Here is a 15,469-nt window from a genome sequence, read left to right as displayed (position 1 = left end):
GACGCGGCCGGGGGCGTCGCGGAGGGGGTCACGGCGGCGGTCACGGGGATCAGCTCCTCAGCAGGATCGCGGACGTCGGGACACCCTCGCCCGCCGTCACCAGGCAGGTCGCGGCGTCCGGCACCTGGGCGGTGGAGACGCCGCGCAGTTGCTTGACGCCCTCGTTGATCAGGTTGAAACCGTGGACGTAGGCCTCGCTCAGCCCGCCGCCCCCGGTGTTGATCGGGAGCCGGCCGCCCATCTCCAGCGCACCGCCCTCGGTGAACGCGGCGCCCTCGCCGCGCCCGCAGAAGCCGTAGCCCTCCAGGGAGAGCGGGATCAGCGGGGTGAAGGCGTCGTAGATCTGAGCGACGTGCACGTCCTCGGGGCCGAAGTCGGCCTGCTTCCACAGGTGTCGGGCGGCCGTCCAGGCGGGACCCGAGAGGGGGTCGTCGTTCCAGTAGTTGACCATCCCGTGGTGCTGGGCGGGCAGGCCCTGGGCGACGGAGTGCACGTAGACGGGTCTCTGGCGGCAATCGCGGGCCCGTTCGGCGGAGACGATCACGCAGGCGAGCGCCCCGTCGGTCTCCAGGCAGTTGTCGAAGAGGCAGAGCGGGTCGCTGATCATGCGGGAGGTCATGTACATCTCGCGGGTCAGCGGGCGCTCGTACATCATCGCGGCCGGGTTCTCGTTGGCCCGGTTGCGGCAGGCCATCGCCACGTTGAAGAGGTGGTCGCGGGTGGCCCCGTACTCGTGCATGTAGCGCCGGGCCAGCATGGCTATCTCGTCGGCCGGGCGCAGCAGCCCGAAGGGGCGGGTCCACTGTCCGGGCGTGGGCAGTTGCACGGCGGTGTTCTTCCACGGGCGCGGGCCGGAGCCGCGTTTGCGCGAGCGCCAGGCGACGCCGACGGAGGCCTGGCCGGTGGCCACGGCGGCGGCGAGGTGGCCGACGGTGGCGCAGGAACCGCCGCCGCCGTAGCCGACCTTGGAGAAGAAGGTGACGTCGCCGGCGCCGATGGCCTTGGCCACCTCCACCTCGTCGGTCTCCTCCATCGTGTAAGAGGCGAACGCGTCCACCTCGCCGGGGTCGATGCCCGCGTCCGCGAGCGCCGCGAGGATGGCCCGGCAGGCCAGTTCCTTCTCGGAGCCCGGCAGTCGTTTGGCAAAGGGGGTCTGGCCGATGCCGACTATTGCCGTAGCGTCCTTGAGCGTTGCCGCCATCGCCACCTCCGGGGCTGCACCAGTACTGACAGCCGCGAAGGCTACAGCTAATCTGACGGATAGTCAGCTACTGGGCATCGGGGAGGGCGCACGATGGGCGAACACCGGCGCGACGAGGGCACCACGCGAGGCACCCCGCGAGGCGACGCGCGAACCACCGGGCGAGGCGACGCGCGAACCACCGGGCGAGGCGACGCGCGAGGCGACGCGAACGACGGCTCGTACGGAACCGCCCACGCGGCCCCGGTCACCGCGACCACGCCCGACGGTCGTGCCGGGACCCTGCCCGACGGCCGTGCCGGGACCGTGCCCGACGGGGACGGAGACCCCCGCGGCGACCTGCGCTGGGGCAGCATCCCCCGCCTGGTGCGTGCCGCCGCCGCCCGGCACGCCGACCACGAAGCCGTCGTCGACGGCCGCGTCCGCGTCAGCTACGCCCAGCTCGGAGAGCGGGTCGAGCGTGCCGCGGCGGCCTGCATCGCCGCCGGCGTCGAACCGGGCGACCGGGTCGCCGTCTGGGCGCCCAACACCCTCGACTGGATCGTCTCCGCGCTCGGCGCCGTCTCGGCCGGCGCCGTGCTCGTCCCCCTCAACACCCGCTTCAAGGGCGCCGAGGCCGCGTACGTCCTCCAACGCAGCCGCGCCCGCCTCCTCTTCGTCACCGGCACCTTCCTCGGCACCTCCTACGTGGCCTCCCTGCGTCGTGCCACCTGCGAAGGCACCGGTACGGGCCCGCTGCCCGGGCTGCCGCACCTGGAACAGGTGGTCGTCCTCGCCGACGACGCCCCCGAGTCCTTCCGCACCTGGAAGGACTTCCTGGCGGGCGGCGACGGCGTCCCCGCCTCCGTCGTCCGCGAACGCGCCGACGCCATCGCGCCCGACGCCCCCTCCGACATCATCTTCACCTCGGGCACCACCGGCAGCCCCAAGGGCGCCGTCATCACCCACGCCCAGACGCTGCGCTGCTACGAGGTGTGGAGCGAGCTCGCCGGGCTGCGCGAGGGCGACCGCTATCTGATCGTGAACCCCTTCTTCCACACCTTCGGCTACAAGGCCGGGATCATCGCCTGCCTGATGCGCGGGGCCACGATGGTGCCCCAGCCCGTCTTCAACGTCGACACCGTCCTGGCCAACGTCGCCGCCGAACGGATCTCGGTGCTCCCCGGCCCGCCCACCCTCCACCAGTCCCTCCTCGACCACCCCCAGCGCGACCACCACGACCTGTCCGCCCTGCGCCTGGTCGTCACGGGCGCCGCCGTGGTCCCGCTGCGGCTCGTCGAACGGCTGCGGGGAGAACTGCGCATCGGGGTCGTCCTCACCGCGTACGGGCTCTCCGAGGCCGGCGGCATCGTCACCATGTGCCGGCGGGGCGACCCGGCCGAGGTCATCGCCGCCACCTCCGGCCGGGCCATCCCCGACACGGAGGTGCGCGTCGCCGGTCCCGACGGGGCGCCCCGACCGGTCGGGACCGCCGGCGAGGTGTGGGTCCGCGGTCACCACGTCATGCGGGGGTACTTCGAGGACCCGGCGGAGACGGGCCGCTCCATCACCCCCGAGGGCTGGCTGCGCACCGGTGACGTGGGGGTGCTCGACCGGGCGGGGAACCTGCGCATCACCGACCGGATCAAGGACATGTTCATCGTCGGCGGCTTCAACGCCTACCCCGCCGAGATCGAGCAACTCCTCGGCCTGCACCCGGACATCGCCGACGTCGCGGTGGTCGGCGTCCCGGACCCGCGGCTCGGCGAGGTGGGCAAGGCGTACGCGGTCCGCCGTCCCGGCTCCACCCTCACCTCCGACGACCTGATCGCCTGGTCCCGGCGGGAGATGGCCAACTACAAGGTGCCGAGGGAGGTGGAGTTCGTCGCGGACCTGCCGCGCAACGCGAGCGGGAAGGTCCTCAAGACGGAACTCCGCGCCCGCTGAGCCTGAGGCGCCTGGCCGGCGCCCCGCGCGGGGTCCGGGGTCCCACGGGGTCCGGCGCCCCGCGCGGGCCGGTCAGGCCGCGGGTGCCGGGCGGGCGGCCGGGCGTCGGGCCAGGGCGAGGCGCCAGTGGGGGGTGCCGTCGGGGCGGCGTCCGAAGGGTTCCAGCGGGGTCGTCTCCACGGTGAAGCCCGCTGCGCGCAGGTCCGCGCGGACCGGGCCCCAGGGGAAGGTGCGGTAGTACATGACGAACGGCGGCCGCCACACGGCGTTGCGCACCCGCATCGCCGCGTCGAAGCCGGCCGTCGCCCACCACAGCGGGGAACTCGGCGGCAGCGGGGCCCCGATGGGGAAGGCGAACACCCCGCCGGGGCGCAGCGCGTCGTGCACCGCGGCGAAGAGGGCGGGCCGCTCGGCCGGCAGGAAGTGACCGAAGGCCCCGAAACTGACCGCGAGGTCGTACGTGTCCCGGAGCGCGCCGGGGAGGGCCCGCGCGTCGGCCCGGAGGAGGTCGGCCCCCTCGGGGAGGCTCCGTGCCGCCTCCGCGAGCATGCCCGCGCTCAGGTCGACGCCCGTCACCCGGCCCCGGCACAGCCGGCGCAGCATGGGCAGCCCCGCGCCGGTGCCGCAGCAGACGTCCAGCCCGGCGTCGAAGGACCCCTCGTGCAGGGCGAGGGTCTCCTCGACGGAGTCGAGGATCCGGTCGGGGGTGCGGAAGGGCGTGCCGTCGAACTTGGGCGCGAGCAGGTCGTATCCGCGCTCGACGGACGAGAGGGCCTGTACGGCCAGTTCGCGGAGGCTTGGTCCCTGTGAGGTGAACACGCCCTCAGCCTAATGACCGGCGCCATCGGCCGTTCGGATGTCCCGAAAGCGGGCATGAGCTGTCGTACAGTAGGGAAAGTCCATTTTGCCCAACCTTGAGGTTTTCGTGGTGAGTGTCGTGCGGGACGGGGCGCCGGGCCGGAGCACGGCGACCGGCAGCGCCCTGGAGAAGACGCTGCGCGTCATGGAGGCGCTGAGCGCCCCCGGCGGACCGCGCCGACTCGTGGACCTGGCCGCCGGCTCCGGCCTCCCCAAGTCCACCGCGTGCCGGATCCTGACCTCCCTGGTCGAGCAGGGCTACGCCGTCACCGACGGCGAGGGCACCTACGGCATCGGGCTGCGGCTGCGCACGATGGCCGCCGACATCGGCGCCGAGGCGTCCGAGGGCATCGTCGAGCTGCTGGAGTTCCTGCGCCGGGGGACCGGGCAGACCGTCCACCTGGCCCTGCGCGGAGGGGACGGGCTGACCTGCGTCAGGAAGATCGACAGCGCGCAGTCCTTCCGGACCTCCTCACGCGTCGGCTCGCGATTCGCGATGCACTCGACCGCCCTGGGCAAGGCCGTGCTCGCGCACCTGCCGCCGGAGGAGGTCGACGCCGTGGTGCGCGCCGGCGGGCTGCCGCCGCTCACCGCGCGCACGCTGACCGACCGGGAGCGGCTCGCCGCGGACCTGGCCCGGGTCCGCGAACGCGGCTACGCGATCGACGACGAGGAGAACGAGCCCTCGGTCCGCTGCCTGGGCGCGCCCGTCTTCGACCGGGACGGGACCCCGGTGGGCGGAGTCAGCCTGACCGCGGCCGGCCGGACGAGCACCCGGGAGGAACTGGAACGCTTCGCCCCGCCCCTGCTCCAGGCCGCGCGGAGCGTGGAAGGACTGCTCCGGCGGGGCTGAGCGCGCGCCCCGCACCCGACGCGTGGCCCGCGCGTGTGGCCGAAGGCTTCCGGACGCGCACGTGCGGCGGCCGCGGTGGTCCCCCCGGGCCACCGCGGCCGCCGTCCCCCGTACGTTCCCCCGAGTCGTTCCCCGCGGGTCCCCCGTACGTCTCCCCCGTACGTTCCCCCGTACGTGTCGTGCTCGCCTCCGCTACGGACGCGGACCGGACGCGTGGTTGTCCAGCGTCACGATCTCCTCGTCCGCGGCCTTGTCTTCCTGCCCGAGCAGCGGCGTACCGCCCGAGGCATGGTTGTCCAGCGGTTTGATCTCGATGCCCGACGCGTGGTTGTCGAGCGGCTTGATGTCGCCTTCCTTCGGAAGGGCGTCCTCGTTCGTCGTCATCGGATCTCCTGATGGATGAGTCGGGCCCGTTCGGCGATTCCCCCGTGGACCGCCGAACGGGTAGTCCTCCAGTCGACCCGCGAGTCCCCCCGACGCGTCGAGTCGATGTACCCATCATGGCGTGCGGCGATAAACGAACGATGAACGTCCCGTTCATCCGGCGAAGACGCTGGTCAGGCCGCTACCTGTGAGGCGAGCAGGGAGCGGACTTCGGCCAGTTCCGAGGAACCGAGCCGCTCGAAGACCGTTTCGGCGTCCCGCCAGCACACCCGCGCCCGGTCCGTCTGCCCCAACCGCACCAGCGCCTTGCCGAGCACCGTCAGCACCGTGGCCCGCCGCCATTCGCCGCCGATCCCGCGCAGGGCGATGGCCTGCTCCGCGTGCGAGGCCGCCAACGTGGGCCGGCGTGCCGCGAGATGGGCTTCGGCGAGCCGGAAGTGGGTCACGCCCTCCCACAGCGGCTGCCGGTTGTCGTGGAAGAGCGTCAACGCCTCCGCGAGCTGCGCCAGGGCCTCGCCCAGCCGGCCCGCCCGGGTGAGCGCGATGCCCAGCGCGTACCGGCCGTTGGCCAGCCGCAGGGTCAGGCCCATCCGGTCGTAGATGTCGATGCCCTGCTGGGCGAGGTCTATGGCGCTGGTGAGCCGGCCCAGCATCACGTGGATCCGGGAGAGGTTGCACAGGGCGCTGGCCTCGCCGACGAGGTTCCCGTCGGCCCGGAAGTTCTCGATGGCCTCCAACAGGAACCGTTCGCCGTCCGCGTACCGGCTCTCGTACAGGGCGATGATGCCGCGGTCGTTGGGAGCCCAGCAGTTCGGCAGCGGGTCCTCGGCCTCGCGGGCCAGTGCCATGGCCCGGCTGGCCTCGTCGTCGGCCTCGGCGAACCGGCCCGCGACCAGGTGCACGATGGTGAGCGTGATCCGCGCCCGCCCCTCGGCGTGCGGGTCCCCGGCGGCGCGCGCGGCCTCGCACAGGGCGACGGCGGCCGACTCGTACTGCTTGGAGTTGGCCCCCGACTCGGTGAGGTCCTTGGCGGCCCACAGCAGGTCCACGGAACGGCGCAGCACGTCGACCAGGCCGCCGCGCCCGGTGGTGCGCACGGAGGCCTGTCGGACGCACGCCAGCAGCGGGTCCGCCTCGGCGAACAGCCAGTCCAGCGCGGCGCGCGGCTCGGTGAAGGCCAGGCCCGGGTGGTGGGTGGCGGCCATGTGGGCGGGCAGCCGGTCGCCCGGCCGTTCCAGGGCGTACACGCCGGCGGCGGTGGCCAGGTAGAAGTCCAGGAGCCGGTCGAGGGCGGCGTCGCGGCCGCTCGGCGGCTGTTCGTCGCGCTCCGCGCAGGCCCGCGCGTAGAGCCGGACCAGGTCGTGGAAGCGGTAGCGGCCGGGTGCGGCGGATTCCAGGAGGGAGCAGTCGACTAAAGCCTCCAGGAGGTCCTCGGTGTCGTGCTCGGGCAGGTCGAGCACGGCCGCCGCCGCGGCGAGCGAGATGTCCGGCCCGTCGGCGAGCCCGAGGAGTCGGAACGCCCGCTGCTGGGCGGGCTCCAACTGGCCGTAGCCCAGCTCGAAGGTGGCCTTCACGGCGAGGTCCCCGGCCTGGAGCTCGTCGAGGCGGCGGCGCTCGTCGGCGAGCTTGGCGGCGAGGACCGACACGGTCCAGGTGCGGCGGGCGGCGAGCCGGGACGCGGCGATGCGGATGGCCAGCGGCAGGAACCCGCAGGCCCCGACCACGTCGAGCGCGGCCTGACGTTCGGCGCCGACCCGTTCGGCGCCGACGATCCGGGTGAAGAGCTGGAGCGCCTCCTCCGGGCTCATCACGTCGAGGTCGACGAGGTGGGCCCCGGCGAGGCCCGACATCCGGACCCGGCTGGTGACGAGCGCGGCGCAGCCCGCGGTGCCGGGCAGCAGCGGGCGGACCTGGGCGGCGTCGCGGGCGTTGTCGAGCAGGACCAGGACGCGCCGGCCGTCGAGGATGGACCGGTACAACGCGGCCCGTTCGGCTGGGGAGTCGGGGATCGCGGTGTCGGGGGTGCCGAGGGCCCGCAGGAAGGAGCCGAGCACGGCGACGGGCTCGGCCGGTCGCGGTTCGGTGCCCTGGAGGTCGACGTACAGCTGGCCGTCGGGGAAGTGCGGGCGGGCGGCGTGCGCGACGTGCACGGCCAGGGTGGTCTTGCCGACGCCGCCGATGCCGGCGAGCGCGGACACCGCCATGACCTGGCCCTCGGCGCCGGACAGGATCTCGCCGAGCTCGGTGACGAACGGGGCGCGGCCGGTGAAGTCGGGTACGGTCGCGGGCAATTGGGCCGGCCTCACGAGAACGGGTGCGGCGGTCGGCGCCGGGTCCTCGGCGAGGGCCAGTTCGGCGTCCGCGCACAGGATCCGGTTCTGGAGGGCGGAGAGTTCGGGTCGGGGGTCGACGCCGAGTTCGTCCGCCAGGAGCCGGCGGGTGTCGGCGTACACGGCGAGTGCCTCGGCCTGCCGGCCGCTGCGGTACAGGGCGAGCATCAGCAGTTCGCGCAGCCGTTCCCGCAGGGGGTGGGCGGCGGTGAGTGCGGTCAGCTCGGAGACGGCCTCGGCATGGTGGCCGACCTCCAGGTCGAGGTCCAGGCGCGTCTCCAGCAGTTGGAGGCGCCATTCCGCGAGCCGGGTGCGCTCGGTGTCGGCGTGCGGGCCCGGCACCCCGGCGAGGGGTTCCCCGTCCCACAGGTCCAGGGCGCGGGTCAGGAGCGTACGGGCGAGGGCGCGGTCCCCGGCGACGCGGGCCTTCTCGGCGTCGCCGGCCAGGGCGCGGGCGATCCCGAGGTCCAGGGCGCCGGCGGGGGTGCGGATGGCGTAGCCGCCGGCGTCGGTGACGAGCAGCCCGGGGTCCAGGACCTTGCGCAGGCGGGAGGCGTACGTGCGGATGGTGGCGAGGGCCTGCTGCGGGGGGTCCTCGCCCCAGATGGCGTCGATGAGCTCGGGCGCGGTGGCGGTGCGGCCGTCGCGGAGCAGGAGCGCGGCGAGCAGGGCCCGCTGCTGGGGGCTGCCGGAGGGCAGCAGCTCGGGTCCGCGCCAGGCGCGGATGGGGCCGAGGACGGCGAAGCGGTTCCCGCAGGGGGCGGGTCGGGGCCGGTCGGTGTCCTCGACGGCGGCCCGCGGGGCGGTGGCGGCGCTCCCGGTGGCGGAGGTGTTCTCGGGGGCGGCCGCGGCGGTACTCCCGGCGACGGTTCGGGAGGAGGTTTCGGGCGGGGCGTCGTCCGTGGTGGTCCGGGCTGCCTCGGGGTGGTTCCGCTGGTGCGGGATGGCCGGTACGCCGTCCATCTGTCGTCCCCCCTGCCTTCCGTCGTTGTAAGGGTCAGTCTGCCCTGTCTTGCACGTACACGTCAGCCCGCAGCGGACTGATCGCTTCCCCGGTGCCGCACAACTGGCTGACGGTTCGTCAGATCAGCGCTACCGTAGTTCACATGGAGACCTTCCCGAAGATCATCTCGGTGGACGACCACACGGTGGAGCCCCCTCATGTCTGGCGGGACCGGCTCCCGTCCAAGTACCACGACGTCGGCCCCCGCGTCGTCCGCGCGCCCCTGAAGGAAATGACCTTCCTCGGCGGCAAGTTCGCCCCCGTCATGGGGGCCGAGGGCGACGACGGTCCGATAGGCGACTGGTGGGTCTACGAAGACCTGCACCGCCCGCTCACCCGCCTCGACACCGCGGTCGGGTACGACCGCGACGAGATCAAACTGGAAGTCATCACCTACGAGCAGATGCGCCCGGGGTCCTTCTCGGTTCCCGACCGGCTCGCGGACATGGACGTCAACCACGTCCAGTCGGCCCTGTGTTTCCCCACGTTCCCCCGCTTTTGCGGGCAGACCTTCACCGAGGCCAAGGACCGGGAACTCGGACTGCTCGGCGTACGCGCCTACAACGACTGGATGGTGGAGGAGTGGTGCGGCCCCGAGGCGGCGGGCCGGCTCATCCCGCTCACCCTCGTCCCCCTCTGGGACGCCCGCCTCGCCGCGGCCGAGGTCCGCCGCAACGCGGCCCGGGGCGTGCGGGCCGTCGCCTTCTCGGAGATCCCGCCCCACCTCGGGCTGCCGTCCATCCACACCGACGACTGGGACCCGTTCCTCCAGGCGTGCGACGAGACCGGCACGGTCATCGCCATGCACATCGGTTCCTCCTCGCGCATGCCCTCCACCTCAGCCGACGCCCCGCCGGCCGTCGGCTCGACCATCACCTTCGCCAACTGCTGCTTCTCGATGGTGGACTGGCTGATGAGCGGCAAGTTCGAACGCTTCCCCAACCTGAAGATCATGTACGCCGAGGGGCAGATCGGCTGGATCCCCTACATCCTGGAGCGCGCCAACGTGGTGTGGGAGGAGAACCGCGGCTGGGGCGGGGTGGCCGACAAGGTGCTGCGCCCGCCGTCGGAACTCTTCGCCGAGCACGTCTTCGGCTGCTTCTTCGACGACGCCTTCGGGCTGAGGAACCTGGACTCCATCGGCGTCGCCAACGTCCTCTACGAGACGGACTACCCGCACTCCGACTCCACCTGGCCCAAGTCCCGGGAGGTCGGAGAGGCCCAGATGGGGCACCTCGCCCCGGACGTGGTCGACCGCATCGTCCGCGGCAACGCCATCGACCTGCTGGGCCTCACCCCGGAAGGCCTCTGGCCGGGCGCGTGACCCCGGCCGCCGACGCCCCGCCCGGCCCGCGCGGCCCGCGACGATCGGCGGGGCCCGGCCCCCGGCACGGCGATCGGCCCCGGACGGAACGCGTCCGGGGTCGATCGCCGTGGCGCGCGCGGCACAAGGGGCGTGATCCGGCGCGCCCTTGGCGCACCCCCGCCTTGCGGGCGGCAGTGACCCCAGGGCATGATTCGCCAGAGCAAACTGGGGGAGGACGACTGTGGTGGACAAGCGGACCGTGGTGACCGTCGTGTTGTGCGCGGTGGCCGCACTGGGGGCATCCGCCGCGATGACGAAGGTGGTGCCGGCCACGGACCAGGCGGCGACCACACAGGCGAAGGGCTCCCCCTCCGGGGCGGCGTCGCCCAGCCCGTCATCGCGATCGCAATCACCGAAGCAACCGCAGCTGTCCACGTCTCCGGCGCCCCGGGCGACTGCCACGACCCCCGGCCCGGGCGGACCCGTCAAGTTCGCCGGTGCGCTGTTCGAAGGCAACCCGGAAGGCCGTGTGGACGGCGACCACTTCTGTACCGCGACCGTCGTGCACAGCCCCGGACGCAACCTGATCGTCACCGCCGGGCATTGCCTGGCCCCCGGCAAGCAGGGCGCCAACGGCCCCATATTCGCACCCGCGTACGCCGGTACCACGGCCCCGCTCGGAGCCTGGCGGCTCGAAGAGGTCTACGAGGACGAGCGCTGGACCGACGACGCGAACGACGACTACGACCTCGCCTTCGCCCGCCTCGCCCCCGACTCCTCCGGCCGCAACATCGAGGACGTCACCGGCGCGGCCGTCCTGGACACCACGGGCCGCACGGGCGAGCAGGTCACGGTGACGGGTTACCCGGCCGACCGCGGCGTGCCGCGCACCTGTACGGCGGTGGCGGTGCGCGAGAAGGCCTCGGAGCAGCGGTTCGACTGCGCCGACTTCCCCGGGGGCACCAGCGGCAGCGCGTGGATCGCCCGCGACGGCAAGATCGTCGGCGTGCTGACGGGCGGCGACACGGACGACGTCTCGACGAGCACCGTCCTGGGGGAGTACGCGGCCACCCTCTACCGCCGCGCGACCGGAGCCGCACCCGCGAGCACGCCCGCGAGCGCCCCGCCGCGCTGAGCCACCCGATCCGTGCGGCGCCGATCCGTGCGGCGCCGTGCGCGCGGTACCGGTCCGTACCGCGTCGACGTGCCGCACGACGCCGCGCCGCGCCGATCCGTATCGCGCCCGGTCGGCACGTCGGCGCGGTCGTCGCGCGCCGCGCCGCGTCCCGACGGGCCGGACCCGGGCCGGCCCCGGCTCACACCATCAGGCCGAAATGCACCGGCTCGGCGGACACGTCCGCGAGCAGGTCCGCCAACCGCGGCGGCCACAGCGGCTCCCCGAGCGTGGCCAGCGCGTCTCGCGAGAGCCAACGCCACTGGGCGTCGGGCGACTCCGGGACGGGATCGCGCAGCGGCCCCGTGGTGACGTAGATGTGCTCGTGCTGCCGGACGGGGATGCCCTGATGGGTGAAGTCGTGCTCCCAGGTGCAGAGCAGTCGCCGAGGTTCGAGATCGGTCCACCCGGTCTCCTCGCGCAACTCGCGCCGCACACATTCCTCGGGGCTTTCCCCGGGGTCGATTCCCCCGCCCGGGGGAAGCCAGTGGATGCCCACTTCCACATTGTTCTCCCGAAAGAGAAATACGGATCCCGTGGGCGACAGGACCACAATGCGCGCTGCCTGACGTGGAGTTCTCATCAGATCAGGGTACGACCGAGAGGGCCGGTGGGTAACTGTCGTGCAGCCGGGCGCATTTCCCGAATTCCCCGGAACGGAGAAGATTGAAACCGGCGAAATCGGGGGAGTCGGCTGATTCCCGGGGCCGTTGACGGAATCGGGATCGACGGTGGGCGGTACCCGCGCCCCCGAAGGGCGCGGGCCCGGTTCACACGCCGCGGGCCCGGTTCAGCGCGCGCGGGACCGGATCGGGGCGTCGTCGTCGCGGCCGACGCACCAGTCGAGGAGCGAGGGCCAGGGCCCGTATCCCGCGTCCTCGCCCAGGTGCCCCTGGCCGGCCAGGACGTCCACGGGCAGGCCGAGCGGCTCGGCGAAGACGGCGTCGGCGCCCTGCGGACAGCACGGGTCGTCGTCGCCGCCGACCATTCGGACGTACCCGGCCCCTGCGTACAACTGCGCCGCCGACACCCGGGGCGGCGCGAAGGCGGCGACCTCCGGGTACCGCCCCAGGTAGCCCGCCGACGGCGGGGCGACGAGGAGCACCCGGTCGACCGGGACCGCCACGTCGCCGCGGGCCGCCGCGTGGAGCCACAGCACGCAGGCCAGGCTGTGGCAGACGACCGTGCGCCGCCGACCGCGCAGCGCGCCGAGCCGCTCGCGCAGCTCGGCCAGCCACACCTCCAGGTCCGGATGGTCCGGGTCGGGGAGGGCCGGGTAGTCGACCGCGTGCCCCGCGGCCGTGAGCCGTTCGGCCAGCCAGTGCTCCCAGTGGCCGGCGGGCCGATGGTTCTGCCAACCGTGGAGTATCAGGAAGCCGTCCTCGGCCAGGGCGTCGGTCATCGTTCTCGCAATCGTGGGGAGACACCGGGAAGTTCGAAGCGATCATGACCGTGCCCCGTCCCCCGGGTCCAGTCCCTCCGGTCCGTCTCGTCCCTCCCGGGCCCTGTCGTCGAAGTCTCGCCCGGGCCGCGGCGAGACTTCGACGACAGGACCTACCCCGCCTGCAACGCCAGCGTCGGGGAGAGGCGGGCCGCGCGGACCGCCGGGTAGAGGCCGGCGAACGTCCCGATGGCCAGGGTGGAGGCGAAGCCGCCCGTGACGGCCCAGAGGGGGACGACCCAGGGCAGGTCGCCGGCCCGGGCGTAGACGGCCGTGGCCGCGCCGCCGAGGACGATGCCCGCCACGCCGCCGAGTCCGGACAGCAACAGGGACTCCGTGACGAACTGGATCCGGACCTGCCCCTTGGTCGCGCCCAGCGATCTGCGCAGGCCGATCTCGTGGCGGCGCTCCAACACGGAGATGATCATCGTGTTGGCCACCCCGACCCCGCCCACGAGCAGGGCGATGCCGCCCAGGCCGAGCAGCAGGGTGCTGAAAGCCCCTTCCGTGGCGGCCTTGGCCTGGAGCGCCGCGGAGGGGTCGGTGACGGAAACGGTGCCGGGACTCGACGGGTTGGCCGTCCGGGCGACCAGGTCGCGGACGGCGGTGACCCGGTCGTCCGCCGAGCGTTCGTAGACGGCCGTCGGGTGGCCGTCGAAGCCGAGCAGGCGTTCCGCCGCCTCCCAGCCGACCAGGGCGGAGCGTTCGATCTCGGGGGCCAGCGGAACCGGTTCCAGGATGCCGATCACCGTGAAGTACCGCCCGCCGATGAACACCTGCCGGCCCGGCTCCGTGATGCCGAGCCGGCGCGCGGAGACGTCGCCGAGCACGACGGAGGGATAGCGGCCGGTGGCCCCGTTGAGCCAGGTCCCCTTCGCCATCCGGGCGCGCAGCGTGTCGAGCAGTCGATCGCGGGCCGCCTTCACGGCGATGGCTCCCGTCTCCTCCTTCGGGATGTTCTCCGACCGGCGGACGGACTCCTTCACGTCACCCGTCGTACCGACCGACTCGACCCCCTCGATACGGGCGATCATGCCCGGGGCGTCCTTCGGCAGCTTCGTGTCCTGCCCGCTGAACATGGACTGCCCCGGCGTCACGACCAGCATGTTCGTGCCCAGCTTGTCGAGTTCGCGCAGCAGTTTGGCCTGGCTGGACGAGGAGATCCCGACGACCGCGATCATCGTCGCGATCCCGATGGCGATCCCGAGCGCCGAGAGGAACACGCGCATGGGCCGCGACCGCAGCCCCGCCGAACCGACGTGGAACACGTCGCGGGGGCTCAGCCGCGGCGGGACGAGCCGGCGCGCGCGGATCCTCGTACCGGTCCTCGTACGCGTACGGGCCCTCGTGCGGTCCTTCGCACGGGCCCTCGTGGGGGTGTCGCTCACGTGACCGCCCCCGACCGGTTCCGGTCCGCGCCCTGGACCGGGGCGGGGTTCCACACGTCCGCGACGATCTCGCCGTCGCGGATCCGTACCTGGCGGGGCAGGCTCGCGGCGATCTCCTGATCGTGGGTGATCACGGCGATGGTGGCCCCGTCCGCGTTCAGTTCGCGCAACAGCTCCATCACCGACTCCCCGGACGCCGTGTCCAGCGCCCCGGTCGGCTCGTCGGCCAGCAGCAGATCCGGTTCGCCCGCCACCGCCCGGGCGATCGCGACGCGTTGCTTCTGCCCGCCGGACAGTTCGTGGGGGCGGTGGTCCATCCGGTCCCCGAGGCCGACCCGCTCCAGGGCCCGCGCCGCCCGGCGGCCGCGCTCGGCCCGCGAGAAACCGCTGTAGAGCAGCCCCTCGGCGACGTTCGCCCGGGCGCTGATGCCCGGTACCAGGTGGAAGGACTGGAAGACGAAGCCGACGTGGCGGGAGCGCAGCGCGGACAGGGACCGGTCGGACAGGGCCGCGACGTCGTACCCGGCGATGGAGACCGAGCCGGCGGTCGGCCGGTCCAGGGTCCCGACGATGTGCAGCAGGGTGGACTTGCCGGAACCCGACGGGCCGACGAGGGCGAGGAGTTCGCCGCTCGTGACGGTCAGGTCGACCCCGCGCAGGGCCGCGACACCGCCCGGGTACTCCTTGGTGACGCCGGTGAGCTCCACGACGGTCGTGGCGGGCCGGTTCGCGGGCCGGTCTGCGGGCGGGTCCCCGGGCCGGTCCGCGAGACGTGCCGTCGTGGCGTGTGCCGCCGTGTCGTGTGCCGTCGTGTCGTGTGCCGTCGTGTCGTGCGGGGTCGGGTCGGGCGGGGCGTCGGGCGTGTCGTGTGCGGTCATGTGCCGGGGACCCCCACGTTCATGCCCTCCTTGAGGGCGCCGCCCTTGACCTCCACCCGGCCCTGCCCGAACATGCCCGGTTCGACCCGCACGTCGCGCACCGCGCCGTCCTCGACCACCTGCACGCCGAAGCCGCCGCCGGTCAGCGCCAGCAGCGAGTTGACCGGTACGGACAGCACTCCCGTCCGCGTCTCGCCGGTGAGCCGCACGGTGACCGGGGACCGGTCCGGGCCCTTGGCGCCGGCGGCGTCGTCGAGGGCCACGGCCACCTCCACCTTCGGCTTGTCGCCTCCGCCGCCCCCGCCCCCGCCCCCGCCGCCCGGGGGGTCGTCGGGATTGGCGGTGCTGCCCACCGACTCGATGATCCCGCCGGCCGTGCCGCCGCCCGGCAGGTCGACGGTGACCTTGTCCCCGGTCTTCACCGAGCCCGCCTTCGCCACGTCCAACGCGAAGCGGACCGAGCGCCGCGTCCCGGTCAGCGTCAGCACCGGCTTGCCCGGGGCCGCCTCGTCGCCGACCGCCGCGTCGTTCTTCTGCACCCGCTGCGGGCCGGAGGCGAAGGCGACGGCCTCCTTGGCGACCTCGCCCGTCTCCTTCTCCTTGTGGGCCTTCTGCCACCGCTTGACCGCGGCCGTCGTGCCCGCCGTGAAGGTGCCGTCCGACGCGTCCAGGCCCGTGCCGTACCCGAGGGCCACCAGGTTCTCTTGAGCTGCTTGACGTCCTCGCC

Annotated in this window: 14 protein-coding genes; 5 read left to right on the top strand and 9 right to left on the bottom strand. The window is 73.5% G+C overall.

Features of this window, described 5'->3' with window-relative positions:
- Nucleotides 1-49: 49 nt before the first annotated feature.
- Nucleotides 50-1,201, bottom strand: coding sequence for a lipid-transfer protein (locus OTB19_RS13985; protein WP_053681191.1), 1,152 nt, complete (start codon nt 1,199-1,201; stop codon nt 50-52).
- 93 nt (nt 1,202-1,294) lie between these two features.
- Here OTB19_RS13985 and OTB19_RS13980 point away from each other — a divergent pair, with 93 nt between their 5' ends.
- Nucleotides 1,295-3,127: a FadD3 family acyl-CoA ligase gene (locus OTB19_RS13980; RefSeq protein ID WP_267798473.1), complete on the top strand. Its 1,833-nt coding sequence runs from the start codon at nt 1,295-1,297 to the stop codon at nt 3,125-3,127.
- A 72-nt stretch (nt 3,128-3,199) separates the two neighbouring features.
- On the opposite strand, the gene OTB19_RS13975 is transcribed toward OTB19_RS13980, so the two are convergent.
- Nucleotides 3,200-3,946: a class I SAM-dependent methyltransferase gene (locus OTB19_RS13975; protein WP_267798472.1), complete on the bottom strand. Its 747-nt coding sequence runs from the start codon at nt 3,944-3,946 to the stop codon at nt 3,200-3,202.
- Nucleotides 3,947-4,055: 109 nt separating this feature from the next.
- On the opposite strand from OTB19_RS13975, the gene OTB19_RS13970 reads away from it, so the two are divergent.
- On the top strand, nt 4,056-4,838 hold the full coding sequence (locus tag OTB19_RS13970; RefSeq protein ID WP_267798471.1) for an IclR family transcriptional regulator: 783 nt from the start codon (nt 4,056-4,058) through the stop codon (nt 4,836-4,838).
- A gap of 192 nt (nt 4,839-5,030) precedes the next feature.
- Here OTB19_RS13970 and OTB19_RS13965 read toward each other — a convergent pair whose 3' ends face one another.
- Both OTB19_RS13965 and OTB19_RS13960 read right to left on the bottom strand, forming a co-directional pair.
- A complete protein-coding gene (locus tag OTB19_RS13965; RefSeq protein ID WP_267798470.1) occupies nt 5,031-5,222 on the bottom strand; it encodes a hypothetical protein in 192 nt (63 codons plus the stop codon).
- 173 nt (nt 5,223-5,395) lie between these two features.
- Nucleotides 5,396-8,515, bottom strand: a complete 3,120-nt coding sequence (locus tag OTB19_RS13960) for an AfsR/SARP family transcriptional regulator (RefSeq protein WP_267798469.1) — start codon at nt 8,513-8,515, stop codon at nt 5,396-5,398.
- A 143-nt stretch (nt 8,516-8,658) separates the two neighbouring features.
- On the opposite strand from OTB19_RS13960, the gene OTB19_RS13955 reads away from it, so the two are divergent.
- Together OTB19_RS13955 and OTB19_RS13950 are read left to right on the top strand one after the other, a co-directional pair.
- Nucleotides 8,659-9,879, top strand: coding sequence for an amidohydrolase family protein (locus tag OTB19_RS13955; RefSeq protein ID WP_267798468.1), 1,221 nt, complete (start codon nt 8,659-8,661; stop codon nt 9,877-9,879).
- Nucleotides 9,880-10,105: 226 nt separating this feature from the next.
- A complete protein-coding gene (locus OTB19_RS13950) occupies nt 10,106-10,996 on the top strand; it encodes a trypsin-like serine peptidase (protein WP_267798467.1) in 891 nt (296 codons plus the stop codon).
- A gap of 181 nt (nt 10,997-11,177) precedes the next feature.
- On the opposite strand, the gene OTB19_RS13945 is transcribed toward OTB19_RS13950, so the two are convergent.
- The 3 genes from OTB19_RS13945 to OTB19_RS13935 all read right to left on the bottom strand — a co-directional run bounded on the left by OTB19_RS13945 (nt 11,178) and on the right by OTB19_RS13935 (nt 13,705).
- Nucleotides 11,178-11,618 carry an NUDIX hydrolase gene (locus OTB19_RS13945; protein ID WP_267798466.1) on the bottom strand — a complete coding sequence of 147 codons (441 nt, stop codon included), beginning with the start codon at nt 11,616-11,618 and terminating at the stop codon, nt 11,178-11,180.
- Between the two features lie 207 nt (nt 11,619-11,825).
- Complete coding sequence (locus OTB19_RS13940) at nt 11,826-12,437, bottom strand: RBBP9/YdeN family alpha/beta hydrolase (RefSeq protein WP_267798465.1); 612 nt, start codon at nt 12,435-12,437, stop codon at nt 11,826-11,828.
- A 152-nt stretch (nt 12,438-12,589) separates the two neighbouring features.
- Nucleotides 12,590-13,705, bottom strand: coding sequence for an ABC transporter permease (locus OTB19_RS13935; RefSeq protein WP_324290521.1), 1,116 nt, complete (start codon nt 13,703-13,705; stop codon nt 12,590-12,592).
- Here OTB19_RS13935 and OTB19_RS13930 point away from each other — a divergent pair.
- Nucleotides 13,704-13,868, top strand: a complete 165-nt coding sequence (locus OTB19_RS13930; RefSeq protein WP_267798492.1) for a hypothetical protein — start codon at nt 13,704-13,706, stop codon at nt 13,866-13,868. The two genes, OTB19_RS13935 and OTB19_RS13930, sit on opposite strands and share 2 nt — an antisense overlap.
- Here the strand turns inward: OTB19_RS13930 and OTB19_RS13925 are convergent.
- On the bottom strand, nt 13,861-14,742 hold the full coding sequence (locus OTB19_RS13925; RefSeq protein WP_324290520.1) for an ABC transporter ATP-binding protein: 882 nt from the start codon (nt 14,740-14,742) through the stop codon (nt 13,861-13,863). The genes OTB19_RS13930 and OTB19_RS13925 overlap by 8 nt on opposite strands.
- A complete protein-coding gene (locus OTB19_RS13920) occupies nt 14,739-15,437 on the bottom strand; it encodes an HlyD family efflux transporter periplasmic adaptor subunit (protein WP_267798464.1) in 699 nt (232 codons plus the stop codon). The genes OTB19_RS13925 and OTB19_RS13920 overlap by 4 nt, the downstream gene beginning before the upstream one ends.
- Between the last annotated feature and the right edge of the window lie 32 nt (nt 15,438-15,469).

The sequence above is a fragment of the Streptomyces sp. H27-H5 genome, from assembly GCF_026627505.1.
GTDB lineage: Bacteria > Actinomycetota > Actinomycetes > Streptomycetales > Streptomycetaceae > Streptomyces.
This window is presented reverse-complemented; position numbering and strand designations above follow the sequence as displayed.

Bases quoted from the DNA above. Each gene is read 5' to 3' on its own strand.
- OTB19_RS13985 (WP_053681191.1), bottom strand. From the start codon at position 1,201: ATGGCGGCAACGCTCAAGGACGCTACGGCAATAGTCGGCATCGGCCAG.
- OTB19_RS13980 (WP_267798473.1), top strand. From the start codon at position 1,295: ATGGGCGAACACCGGCGCGACGAGGGCACCACGCGAGGCACCCCGCGA.
- OTB19_RS13965 (WP_267798470.1), bottom strand. From the start codon at position 5,222: ATGACGACGAACGAGGACGCCCTTCCGAAGGAAGGCGACATCAAGCCG.
- OTB19_RS13960 (WP_267798469.1), bottom strand. From the start codon at position 8,515: ATGGACGGCGTACCGGCCATCCCGCACCAGCGGAACCACCCCGAGGCA.
- OTB19_RS13955 (WP_267798468.1), top strand. From the start codon at position 8,659: ATGGAGACCTTCCCGAAGATCATCTCGGTGGACGACCACACGGTGGAG.
- OTB19_RS13945 (WP_267798466.1), bottom strand. From the start codon at position 11,618: ATGAGAACTCCACGTCAGGCAGCGCGCATTGTGGTCCTGTCGCCCACG.
- OTB19_RS13940 (WP_267798465.1), bottom strand. From the start codon at position 12,437: ATGACCGACGCCCTGGCCGAGGACGGCTTCCTGATACTCCACGGTTGG.
- OTB19_RS13930 (WP_267798492.1), top strand. From the start codon at position 13,704: ATGGGCCGCGACCGCAGCCCCGCCGAACCGACGTGGAACACGTCGCGG.
- OTB19_RS13935 (WP_324290521.1), bottom strand. From the start codon at position 13,705: ATGCGCGTGTTCCTCTCGGCGCTCGGGATCGCCATCGGGATCGCGACG.
- OTB19_RS13925 (WP_324290520.1), bottom strand. From the start codon at position 14,742: ATGACCGCACACGACACGCCCGACGCCCCGCCCGACCCGACCCCGCAC.